General features: G+C 67.4%; 9 protein-coding genes. 5 read left to right on the forward strand and 4 right to left on the reverse strand.

The window, feature by feature from the left end; translation table 11 throughout:
- The first annotated feature begins 46 nt into the window (after positions 1-46).
- A complete protein-coding gene (locus A9K58_RS07340) occupies positions 47-763 on the forward strand; it encodes a response regulator (RefSeq protein ID WP_196769164.1) in 717 nt (238 codons plus the stop codon).
- Positions 763-1839, forward strand: coding sequence for an ATP-binding protein (locus A9K58_RS07345; RefSeq protein WP_065198726.1), 1077 nt, complete (start codon positions 763-765; stop codon positions 1837-1839). Before A9K58_RS07340 ends, A9K58_RS07345 begins: the two co-directional genes overlap by 1 nt.
- Here the strand turns inward: A9K58_RS07345 and A9K58_RS07350 are convergent.
- From A9K58_RS07350 to A9K58_RS07360, 3 genes are all read right to left on the reverse strand, one after another.
- Positions 1817-3646 (reverse strand): DUF7844 domain-containing protein, encoded by a 1830-nt coding sequence (locus A9K58_RS07350; protein ID WP_065198727.1) that lies wholly within the window; start codon positions 3644-3646, stop codon positions 1817-1819. The two genes, A9K58_RS07345 and A9K58_RS07350, sit on opposite strands and share 23 nt — an antisense overlap.
- A 10-nt stretch (positions 3647-3656) precedes the next feature.
- On the reverse strand, positions 3657-3956 hold the full coding sequence (locus tag A9K58_RS07355) for a DUF2388 domain-containing protein (protein ID WP_065198728.1): 300 nt from the start codon (positions 3954-3956) through the stop codon (positions 3657-3659).
- A 63-nt stretch (positions 3957-4019) separates the two neighbouring features.
- The gene (locus A9K58_RS07360; protein WP_065198729.1) at positions 4020-5408 is read right to left on the reverse strand and encodes an FAD-binding oxidoreductase; all 1389 of its coding nucleotides are present in this window, start codon (positions 5406-5408) and stop codon (positions 4020-4022) included.
- 169 nt (positions 5409-5577) lie between these two features.
- Here A9K58_RS07360 and serA point away from each other — a divergent pair, with 169 nt between their 5' ends.
- Positions 5578-6819: a phosphoglycerate dehydrogenase gene (serA, locus tag A9K58_RS07365; protein ID WP_065198730.1), complete on the forward strand. Its 1242-nt coding sequence runs from the start codon at positions 5578-5580 to the stop codon at positions 6817-6819.
- A 94-nt stretch (positions 6820-6913) separates the two neighbouring features.
- On the opposite strand, the gene A9K58_RS07370 is transcribed toward serA, so the two are convergent.
- Positions 6914-7528 (reverse strand): NUDIX hydrolase, encoded by a 615-nt coding sequence (locus A9K58_RS07370; protein ID WP_081283999.1) that lies wholly within the window; start codon positions 7526-7528, stop codon positions 6914-6916.
- Positions 7529-7659: 131 nt separating this feature from the next.
- On the opposite strand from A9K58_RS07370, the gene A9K58_RS07375 reads away from it, so the two are divergent.
- Both A9K58_RS07375 and A9K58_RS07380 read left to right on the forward strand, forming a co-directional pair.
- Positions 7660-9135, forward strand: a complete 1476-nt coding sequence (locus A9K58_RS07375; RefSeq protein ID WP_065198732.1) for an amino acid permease — start codon at positions 7660-7662, stop codon at positions 9133-9135.
- An 82-nt stretch (positions 9136-9217) separates the two neighbouring features.
- The gene (locus A9K58_RS07380; protein ID WP_065198733.1) at positions 9218-10645 is read left to right on the forward strand and encodes an amino acid permease; all 1428 of its coding nucleotides are present in this window, start codon (positions 9218-9220) and stop codon (positions 10643-10645) included.
- Positions 10646-11109: the final 464 nt, after the last annotated feature.

Genomic DNA, 11109 nt, shown 5'->3' on the forward strand with positions numbered 1-11109 from the left:
GTGTGGAGATACGATGGAGGCAAGCACCTTGAGGCTCCGCCCCTGCATGCATGCCGCCCCTGCCCTGGCCGCCCTCGTCCTGATCGTCGAGGACGAGGCCGAGATCGCCGATATTCTCACCGCCTATCTGGAACGCGAAGGACTGCGCACACTGCGCGCCGGCGATGGCCACAGCGCGCTGGACCTGCACCGCAGCGCCCGCCCCGACCTGGTCCTGCTTGACGTGCAGCTGCCGCGACTGGACGGCTGGAGCGTGCTGACCCAGCTGCGCCAGCGGGGTGAGACGCCGGTGATCATGCTGACCGCGCTCGACCAGGATCTGGACAAGCTGACCGCACTGCGGATGGGCGCCGATGACTACGTGGTCAAGCCGTTCAATCCCGCCGAAGTGGCTGCACGCGTGCGCGCTGTACTGAGGCGTACGCTGCGTGCCTCGCGCGTGGATGCACCGAGCGCGCTGCGCGCAGGCCCGCTGCTGATCGATCCGGCCACCCATGCCGTGCATGTGGAAGGCGACGGCTACAGCCATGAAGTGCTGCTCACCCTGACCGAGTTCAAGCTGCTGCACTGCATGGCGCTGGCGCCGACCCGCATCTTCAGCCGCAGCGAGCTGATGCATGAATGCCTGCCTGAAAGCGAGGCGCTGGAGCGCACCGTCGACAGCCATGTCAGCAAACTGCGCCGCAAGCTGGACGAGGTCGGCCTGCTCAATGTGCCCGCCAGCGTGCGCGGCGTCGGCTACCGGTTGATGGCCGACCGCTGATGGGCACCCTGCGCCGTTCTGGATTGAGCCGTCATATCATTGTGTCGATGTCGCTGATGGTGATCGGCGTCATCGTGATGATGATCCTGTCGTCATGGCTGCTGTACGCCGTGCTGGTCGAGTTCTTCCCCGGCAGCACCGAGGAACCGGAGAGCTGGCTGCCGACCGGGCCGGAGCTGGCGTGGATGGTCGGGGTGATCCTGACCGGACTGGCACTGGCCATTGCCGCCTCCTTCCGCCTGGCCCATCGCATTCTCTCGCCTCTGAACTCGCTGGTGGACAGCGTGCGCGCGCTTGCCAGCGGCGATCTCAGCGCGCGAGCCAGCGTCGAGGAGAACTCCCCAGGCGAAGTAGCTACGCTGGTCGAGGACTTCAACGCGATGGCGCGCCGCCTGCAGCACATGGAGAGCGAACGCGCAATGTGGCATGCCGCCATCGCGCACGAGCTGCGCACGCCGGTGACGGTCCTGCGCGGCCGCCTGCAGGGGTTGGCCGAGGGCGTGTTCCATCCCGACGAGTCGCAGTTCCGCAGCCTGCTGGCCCAGGTTGAGGGGCTGTCACGCCTGATCGAGGATCTGCGCGTGCTGAGCCTGGCCGACAACGCGCGGCTGGACGTGCGCCGCGCCCGTACCGACGTGGTGGCCGAAGTCCATTCGGTGATGACCCTGGTCGACCCGCAGTTCCGCGCCGCCGGCTTCGTGCTGGAGCTGGAAACCAGCCGCGAGGAACACGACGCACACTGCGACCCCACCCGTCTGCGCCAGGCCCTGCTGGCATTGCTGGAGAACGCGCGGCGCTACGCCAGCCCGGGCAGGGTGCGGATTGCGGTGCACGACACACCCGGCCATGTGCAGGTGGCGATCGAAGACGAGGGCCCGGGCATCGACCCGGAGCTGCACGCGGATATCTTCACTCCGTTCATGCGCGCCGACGGCTCGCGTTCGCGGCAGGGGGGTGGCAGCGGGCTCGGCCTGGCCGTAGTCAAGGCCATCGCCGATGCACATGGTGGCCAGGTCTACTGCAGGCAGGGCAGCGCCGGCGGTAGCCGCTTCGTCATCGAACTGCCGCGCCAGTAGCCGGTGCCGCCGCCTGCTCCCGCAGGTGCGTGCCAAGCAGGGCAAGGTTGGCATCGATGGCATCCAGCGCGTCGCGCTGGCTCGCCGGCAACTGCTGGCGCAGCTGCACGCGCAGGGCCTGCCACGCGGGTACCGCCTGGGCACTGGCGGCGGACACCGCCCCGGCCAGCAAGGCCTGCTCATCGGCCAGCGGCAACCCGTAACCGCCGTCCGGCAGCAGCATGCCCGGGCGCAGCCATTGCCCGCCCTGCTCCAGCAACCCACGCAGACTCCGGGTCTCGGCGCTTTCCGGCGCCGCCAGCAGGCGCCGCTTGAGCACATCGCGCGCGCGGAGCTCGGCGCGTCGTTGCGCGGCCTGTTCGAGCAGCAGCATGCCGGCGCTCGCGCGCAGGTCGCCCTGCAGCAGCCAGGGTGCGCGCTGGCGGGCAGGCAGCTCCAGCCAGCCCCGCACATCGCGCACCGGTAGCTCCAGCTGTGCGGCCACCACATTGAACAACTGCTGGTAGTGGTCACGGGCAGAGGCAAAGTAGTAGCCCTGCGCCTGTGCCGCGCTGCGGTCGGCCAGCACCTGCTCATCGAGCACGTCCAGGCGTGCCAGCCGGCGTTTCAATCCGCGCGGGCTCAGCTGCGCCAGGCCGGCCTGCCCCAGGCGTGGCACACCGGCCTGCAGCAGCTTGGCGGTTTCCACCGCGCAGTTGTTGCTGATGAAGTAGTAGCGCCCGTCATAGCTCCAGTGCACCTGCGCGGTGCGCTCGAGCAGGCTGGCGATCTCATCACGATCCAGTCGTAGCGGCAGCGACTGCAGTCCGCGCAATTCAACCTTGGTGTACTCGTCCACCACCTGCTGCAGTGGCAGCACGAACAGGCGCGAGGGATAGCCACCGCTCAGCCCGCGCCAGTTGGAAATCTGCACATCGCCAACGAATGCGCGGAACGACAGCACCCGATGATGCTCCAGGTCCAGCCGGCAGTCCGGCCCCGGCGCACGGCCCGGCCGGCAGAGCACCAGCCGCAGCATGCTGTGGCCCCAGCGGCTCATCGGCTGGGCACTGCCTTCGGCGAACAGATAGTCCACGGCGTAGACGCGCGACGGATCGAGTTGCAACAGCGATGCAGCGCCCTCCTCCGGTTCGGCCTGCAGCAATGGCAGCGTCGCCGCGCAATGCGGTTGCGGTTGCGATGGCGGCGTGCCGAAATGCACCTGGTACCACTGCGCCAGCGCAGGACGCCGGCAGGCGAACTCGGCATCGAGCACGAAATGCTCGGCGTTCACCGCCAGGTACTCGGCCGGATCCTTCAGTTCATAGGCATCGGGGCTGCGGTCACGGAAATCGTTGCCGCCACGGCCGAAACGCCACGGCCTGCGCTGCCAGCCGGCCAGGTCGCGCCAGCGCGGACTGCGCGACCAGTTCGCCCCCGCACGGTCAGCAACATGGGTCAGTTCGTGCACCAGCGCGCTGCGGCGCGCGCGGCGGGTGCCGGGCACCTCGTCGTCCAGCAGGTCGCGGCGCAGTGCGATGCGGTCGGCGAAGGCCCGGCCATGGACGTCTCCCGGAAGATCATCGCGCCAACTCACCTGGATCTGCGCAGGCAACGCACGCAGCAGGCCTTCCGGCAGCAGCGACTGCACGTCGGCCAGGGTCTGCCCGGCGAGTTGCTGTTGTGCAGGATCCAGGCCCGCCGGGTCCAGCAGCAGGCGGTCGGTCGCGTGGGCGGTGGGCCACACCACCAGCGCCAGCGCACCCAGCCACCACCCGCGTTTCGGTAGCGCCGGGCCGTGCCCGGCGGCATTCAACGCGGGGGTCATGCGGCCGGGGTCAACGTGCCAGCAGCGCGCGGGCCAGTTCCAGATCGCTCCGCTGCTGTGCGGCGGTGCTCTGCTCGCGCAGGTGAGCCAATGCCGCCTGCAGGCGTGCGCCACGGATCTGGCCATCGCTGGCGACGAACGCAGCCGCGTCATCGCGCGCAGCCAGCACCACCTTGTCGTCACCCGAGCTGCTGCCCGAGGAAGCGGAGGAAGCGCCCGAGGCGGAACCGGCCGAGGTGCCGGCAAAGCTGGAAGCAACGCCGGCCAGCGGCAGGGACAGCAGGGCAAGCAGTAGAAGCGGACGGGTCATCGGGTCGGTGCCGGTTGTGAGGAATGCGGGGAGCGTAGCGGGTACGCCGTCGTTTTGCCCGGCTCAGGTGTCGAACAGCTTGCCGGGATTCAGCCGCGCTTGGGGGTCGAACGCGCGTTTGACCGCTTTCATCAGGGCGATCTCGGCCGGGCTGCGGGTGCTGCCGAGGTAGCCCTTCTTGACCAGGCCGATGCCATGCTCGGCCGAGATGCTGCCGTCGAAGCGGGCCAGAACCTGCGCCAGCAGCTTGGTGACATGCTCGCACTGCGCCACGAAATCGGTATCACTGGTACCGTCCGGCTTGAGCACGTTGATATGCAGGTTGCCATCGCCAATGTGCCCAAACCAGACCACCTCGAAGTGCGGATACGCCGTGCCGATCAGCGCCTGGGTCTCGGCCAGGAATGCCGGCATCGCCGAGATCCGCACCGAGACGTCGTTCTTGTAAGGCTTGTAGCGCGCCAGCGATTCGGTGATGCCTTCGCGCAGGCGCCACAGCTGGGCGGCCTGGGCGTCACTGGCACTGATCACGCCGTCGCTGACCCAGCCGTTGCCCATGCAGTCCTCGAAGGCCGCCATCGCGGCCGCCTCCTGCGCTTCATCGTTGGCCGCGAACTCGGTCACCACGTAGTACGGGTGCACCTCGTCGAACGGCGCCTGCTCGCCGTGCGCCAGCACATGCGCCAGCGCCCGGTCGGTGAAGAACTCGAACGCCTGCAGCTGCAGCCGCGCGCGGAACGCCGCGAATACCTGCATCAGCACCTCGAAGCTGGGCAGCGCCAGCAACATCACGTTGCTGGCCGGCGGTGGGTCGGTCAGCTTCAACGTCGCCTCCACGATCACGCCCAGGGTGCCTTCCGAACCGATCAGCAGCTGGCGGAAGTCATAACCGCTGGAGTTCTTGATCAGCCCCTTGTTCAGTTCCAGCAGCTCGCCATTGGCGGTGACCACCTTCAGCCCCGCAATCCATTCGCGGGTGTTGCCGTAACGGATCACGCGGATGCCGCCCGCGTTGGTGGCGATGTTGCCGCCGATCGAACAGGAGCCACGTGCGGCGAAATCGACCGGGTAGATCAGGCCATGCTCCAGCGCCGCGTTGTGGACCGCCTCCAGCGGCATGCCGGCCTGCACCACCAGCGTGCGGTCGACCGCATCGTAGGCCAGCGCCTTGCTCATCCGTTCCAGGCTGAGCACCAGCTCGCCATGGGCGGCCACCGCGCCACCGGAGAGGCCGGTGCGGCCACCGGACGGGACCACCGCCACGCCTTCCGCGGCGCTCCAGCGCATCACCGCCTGTACTTCTTCGACCGTGGCCGGCAGCGCGATCGCCAGTGGCGCCGGCGTCCAGCGCCGGGTCCAGTCGCGCCCATAGTGCTCCAGGTCGGCCGGGTCGGTCTTCAGCTTCAGGCCGGGACAGGCCTGCTGCAGCGAGGCAATGCGGGAATCGGTCATGACGGGCCAGCGTGGTGCGTGAAGAGCGGGCAAGCGTGCCAGTGGCGCGCGCCAGCGTCCAGCCCCGCCCCGGCCCAGATAGCTACGGATGCAACCAATTGCGCACTGCACCATGGACGCTGCGATCTGGCATAGTGGTCAGCCCCTGTCCCACTGGCCGTGTCGCCCCATGTCGCCGAAGAAGACCTCGTTCCCGAAGCAGGATATCCGCGTGCTGTTGCTGGAGGGGGTCAGCCAGACCGCCGTGGAGGTGTTCAGCGCCGCCGGCTACAGCCAGATCGAAGCGCACACCAAGGCGCTGCCCGAGGATGAACTGAAGGCGCGTATCGCCGAAGCCCACATCGTCGGCATCCGGTCGCGCACCCAGCTCAGCGCCGACGTGCTGGCCGAGGCCAAGCGCCTGATCGCGGTGGGCTGCTTCTGCATCGGTACCAACCAGGTGGACCTGGCCGCGGCCGAGCTGGCCGGCATCCCGGTGTTCAACGCCCCCTATTCCAATACCCGCAGCGTGGCCGAGCTGGTGATCGCCGAGGCGATCATGCTGACCCGCGGCATCCCGCAGAAGAATGCCGAATGCCATCGCGGCGGCTGGTCGAAGTCGGCCAGCGGCAGCCACGAGGTGCGTGGCAAGACCCTGGGCATCATCGGCTACGGCCACATCGGCACCCAGGTCGGCGTGCTGGCCGAATCGCTGGGCATGCAGGTGATCTTCCACGACGTGGAAACCAAGCTGGCGCTGGGCAACGCCCGTGCTGCGGCCAGCCTGGACGACCTGCTGGCGCGCGCCGACATCGTCACCCTGCACGTGCCGGAGACCCCGTCCACGCAATGGATGATCGGCAGCACCGAGCTGGCGAAGATGCGCAAGGGCGCGCACCTGATCAACGCCGCGCGCGGCACCGTGGTCGACATCGATGCGCTGGACGCAGCCCTGGCCAGCGGCCACGTCGGTGGTGCCGCGCTGGACGTGTTCCCGGTCGAGCCGAAGGGCAACGGCGATATCTTCGAATCGCCGCTGACCCGCCACGACAACGTGATCCTGACCCCGCACGTGGGCGGCAGCACGCTGGAAGCGCAGGACAACATCGGCATTGAAGTGGCCGCCAAGCTGGTGCGCTACAGCGACAACGGCAGCACCCTGTCCGCGGTCAACTTCCCTGAAGTGACCCTGCCCGAACATGAAGACAGCCTGCGCCTGCTGCACATCCACCAGAACGTGCCGGGCGTGCTGTCCAGGGTCAACGAGATCTTCTCGCGCCACAACGTCAACATCGACGGCCAGTTCCTGCGCACCGACCCGAAGGTGGGCTACGTGGTGATCGACATCACCGCCAGCGAGGAACAGGCCGCCGCCGTGCGCGAGGAGCTGGCCGCGATTCCGGGAACGCTGCGGACGCGCATCCTGTACTGACGCGGATCCCGCCATGCACTTGTAGAGCCGAGCCCATGCTCGGCTGCGGTTCCGGCCCGCACTGAGCCGAGCATCGGCTCGGCTCTACAGGTTGCTACCGCGCCAACCAGCGGCGCGCCATGCGCTGCATGGACTCATCCGATTCGGGGTCGGCCGCGACCTCGGTCACCGGCCGCCAGGCGAGGTCGAGTGATTCCTCGCTGAGCACGAAGTCCTCCCCACCGACTGCACGGATCACGAAACGCACGTCGTAGTGCCAGTGGCCCGGTACGTCCTTGCGCTCGGGAATCCAGTGCTTGTCCAGGTCGAAGATGGCGGAATCTTCCAGCACCAGGCCGCTCAGGCCCGATTCTTCCTCGGCTTCCTTCAGTGCCACCCGGGCCAGGTCGCGGTCACCGTCAGCGTGGCCACCCAGCTGCAGCCAGCGCTGCAGCTTGCGGTGGTGGGTCAGCAGCAGGCGCTGGCCATCGGCGCTGACCAGCCAGCAGCTGGCGGTGAAGTGGCCGGCCAGCCGTTCACGCCGGAACGCATTTTCAGGATCGTCCAGCAATGTGCTGAATTCGGCAGCCAAGGCGTGGTGGTCAGGCTCGAGGTGCGCATAGTCCCGCAGCAGGCTGCGCAGGCGATCGTCAAGCGTGGCAAGGGTTTCGGCGGTCTGGCTCATGAATGGGGGCAGTCCGGAAAAATACTGCCCATTATCGCCGTTCATTGTTGCGATTGCGCTTGTGCGTTGGCTTCAGCTTTGGCTAAGGTACAGCGGGCCGTTCGCGCGGCCTTCACCATTCGGGCTGCCGGCAACGTATCGGCGGCCCACCCCATCCGATCACTAGGAAGTACTGCATGCTGAAAGCTCTGTTGAGGGTCAAGCCGGTCCAACCGGCCGGGCACGTCGATGCTGGCGAACCCATCGAAGGCAGCCTGGACGGCGAAGCCACGTTGAAACGGACCCTCACGGCTAAACACCTCATCCTGCTCGGTGTGGGTGCGGTGATCGGCGCTGGTATCTTCGTGCTCACCGGCCAGGCCGCCGCCAACCACGCCGGACCGGCGGTGATGCTGTCGTTCGTGCTGGCCGGTTTCGCCTGCGCCCTGGCGGGCCTGTGTTACGCCGAGTTCGCGGCGATGATGCCGGTCTCCGGTAGCGCCTATTCCTATTCCTACGCCACCCTGGGCGAAGGCATGGCCTGGTTCATCGGCTGGTGCCTGGTGCTGGAATACCTGTTCGCCTCGGCCTCGGTCGCGGTGGGCTGGTCGGCGTACCTGATCAGTTTCATCACCACCACGCTGCACATGCCCTTCCCGGACCTGCTCAGCGCCGCGCCCATTGCCTGGACCGGCAGCGAGTTCGTGGCCTCCGGCAAGCTGTTCAACCTGCCGGCGGTGCTGATCGTGGCGGCGGTGTCCGGCCTGCTGTACGTGGGCGTGACCCAATCGGCGTTCGTCAATGCGATCATCGTGGCGATCAAGGTCACCGTCATCTGCCTGTTCATCGGCATCGGCGCGGCCCACATCGACCCCGCCAACTGGCAGCCGTTCATCCCGGAAAACACCGGCGTGCCGGGTGAGTTCGGCTGGAGCGGCATTTTCCGCGCGGCCACCATCGTGTTCTTCGCCTACATCGGCTTCGATGCGGTCTCCACCGCCGCCGGCGAAACAAAGGATCCGCAGCGCAACATGCCGATCGGCCTGCTCGGCTCGCTGGCCGTATGCACCATCGTCTACATCATCGTCTGTGCCGTACTGACCGGCATGATGCCGTACCACCTGCTGGGCACCGACAAGCCGGTGGCGACCGCGCTGGAGCCCTACCCCAGCCTGTCGTGGCTGAAGACCTTCGTCGAGGTCGGTGCCATCGCCGGCCTGTCCTCGGTGGTGCTGGTGATGATGATGGGCCAGACCCGCATCGCCTACACCATCTCGCGTGACGGCCTGCTGCCGAAGTTCTTCGGCAAGGTCCATGCCCGCTTCCGCACCCCGTACTGGGCCACCATCGTGGTCGGCGTCGTTGCCGCCGCTCTGGCCGGCCTGGTGCCGCTGAACGTGCTGGGCGAACTGGTGTCGATGGGCACCCTGCTGGCCTTCGCCACGGTCTGCATCGGCGTGCTGGTGCTGCGCTATACCAAGCCGGAGATCCATCGCCCATTCCGCGTGCCGGCGGTCTGGATCATCTGCCCGCTCGGCGCCGCGGCCTGCCTGTTCCTGTTCTGGCAGGCATTCGTGGTGCACTGGCACCTGTTCGTCGGCTGGACCGTGCTGGGCATGCTGATCTACCTCGGCTACGGCATGCGCAACAGCAAGCTCGCCAGGTCGCCTTGATCCGCCTACGGGCCGGCCTCGCGCCGGCCCGTCCGTATTCCCCGCGCGCCGGTCCTGGCGCGCTTCGACAAGACCACCACACATGTTCAAGCAACTGTGGGCCACCAAGCACCCGCATGCCGCCCATGAAGACGCCAACGGCCTGAGCCTGCGCCGCCACCTCGGTCCCTGGGGCCTGACTGCCCTCGGCATCGGCGCGGTGATCGGCGGCGGCATTTTCGTCATCACCGGCCAGGCCGCCGCCAACCACGCCGGACCGGCGATCATGTTGTCGTTCGTGCTGGCCGCGATCTGCTGCGCCTTCTGCGCGCTGGCCTACGCCGAATTTGCCTCGATGGTGCCGGTCTCCGGCAGCGCCTACACCTACACCTACGCCACCTTCGGCGAGCTCTCGGCCTGGTTCATCGGCTGGATGTTGGTGCTCGAGTACGGCGTCTCCGCCTCGGCAGTGGCGGTCAGCTGGACCGGCTACTTCCTCAGCCTGCTCAGCCAGTTTGACATCCATCTGCCAGCCGCGCTGGTCAGTGCGCCACTGGACGCACAGCTGCGCCCCACCGGCGCGATCGCCAACCTGCCGGCGGCCGCGCTGGTGCTGCTGCTGACCTGGTTGTGCTACGTCGGCATCAGCAAGTCCTCGGCGATGAACATGGCAATGGTCGTGCTCAAGACCGGCCTGATCGTGCTGGTCATCGTGGTCGGTTGGAAATACGTTGATACCAGCCACTGGACTCCGTTCATTCCGGCCAACGAAGGCCCCGGCAGGTACGGCATGGAAGGGGTGCTGCGTGGCGCGGCGATGGTGTTCTTCGCTTACATCGGCTTTGAAGCGGTATCGGTGGCGGCGCAGGAATCAAAGAACCCGCAGCGTGACATGCCGATCGGCATGATGCTGTCGCTGGTGATCTGCACCGTGCTCTACATCGCAATGGCGGCGGTGTTGACCGGCCTGGTGCCGTTCCAGCTGCTGGGCACCGACGAGCCGGTGGTGACCGCGGTGGCGGCACACCCGCAGCTGGACTGGCTGCGCTGGGTGGTCGAAGTCGGCGCGCTGGTCGGCCTGTCCTCGGTGGTACTGGTGATGATCATCGGCCAGCCGCGCATCTTCATGATCATGGGCCGCGACGGCCTGCTGCCGCCGGTGTTCACCAGGATCCACCCGAAGTACCGCACCCCGCACATCAACACGGTGATCACCGGCATCGGCATCGCGCTGCTGGCGGCGCTGTTCCCGCTGGACATTCTCGGCGAGCTGACCTCGATGGGCACGCTGATTGCGTTCGCGGCGGTCTGCGCCGGCGTGCTGATCCTGCGCCGCACCCAGCCGGACCTGCCGCGCCCGTTCCGCATGCCCATGGCGTGGCTGATCTGCAGTCTGGGGGTGCTCAGCTGCCTGGCGCTGCTGTCGGCGATGACGATGCACAACTGGATGCTGATGGGCGTCTGGACCTTCGTCGGTTTCGTGATCTATTTCTGCTACGGCTTCAGGCACAGCCGCCTGCGGGGGAAGTAAGAGGTTTTGCATTGCAGGGCCTGCCGCCCTGCACCCGCCTTTGAAGCCGGAGCAACGGCAACGGCAACGGCTGGGCTGAGGGCTTGGCGGGGAGGCATGGGTTCGCGGGGGACGCCGTGAATCCATCCCTGGAGGCTTGGCCGCGCCATGCCGCGAACACCCCCGCGAACCCATGCCTCCCCGCCCCTGACAGTATCCCGGTGCGTCCGGTGGATCCACGCCATGCGTGGATGAAACGTTCTCATGAACGAATGTTCCGGAATGAATGATTCTGTAGAGCGGAGCCATGCTCCGCTCCCAGCAAGCGCAGCGAAGCGACCCGCTTTTCGCTTTTCCTTCTTCACTCCGTGGCCGGCCGCACGCGGGAACCTGTCCGAGGCGGGGCGGGTGGGCCGTGCAGGGGCGTGAGCCGCATGGATGCGGCGACCGAGCTTACAGGGACGTACTTGCAGCGTCCCCTGCAC

This window comes from Stenotrophomonas maltophilia (assembly GCF_001676385.1).
Classification (GTDB): domain Bacteria; phylum Pseudomonadota; class Gammaproteobacteria; order Xanthomonadales; family Xanthomonadaceae; genus Stenotrophomonas; species Stenotrophomonas maltophilia_J.

Bases quoted from the DNA above. Each gene is read 5' to 3' on its own strand.
- A9K58_RS07360 (WP_065198729.1), bottom strand. From the start codon at position 5,408: ATGACCGATTCCCGCATTGCCTCGCTGCAGCAGGCCTGTCCCGGCCTG.
- A9K58_RS07355 (WP_065198728.1), bottom strand. From the start codon at position 3,956: ATGACCCGTCCGCTTCTACTGCTTGCCCTGCTGTCCCTGCCGCTGGCC.
- A9K58_RS07375 (WP_065198732.1), top strand. From the start codon at position 7,660: ATGCTGAAAGCTCTGTTGAGGGTCAAGCCGGTCCAACCGGCCGGGCAC.
- serA (WP_065198730.1), top strand. From the start codon at position 5,578: ATGTCGCCGAAGAAGACCTCGTTCCCGAAGCAGGATATCCGCGTGCTG.
- A9K58_RS07350 (WP_065198727.1), bottom strand. From the start codon at position 3,646: ATGACCCCCGCGTTGAATGCCGCCGGGCACGGCCCGGCGCTACCGAAA.
- A9K58_RS07340 (WP_196769164.1), top strand. From the start codon at position 47: ATGCATGCCGCCCCTGCCCTGGCCGCCCTCGTCCTGATCGTCGAGGAC.
- A9K58_RS07380 (WP_065198733.1), top strand. From the start codon at position 9,218: ATGTTCAAGCAACTGTGGGCCACCAAGCACCCGCATGCCGCCCATGAA.
- A9K58_RS07345 (WP_065198726.1), top strand. From the start codon at position 763: ATGGGCACCCTGCGCCGTTCTGGATTGAGCCGTCATATCATTGTGTCG.
- A9K58_RS07370 (WP_081283999.1), bottom strand. From the start codon at position 7,528: ATGAACGGCGATAATGGGCAGTATTTTTCCGGACTGCCCCCATTCATG.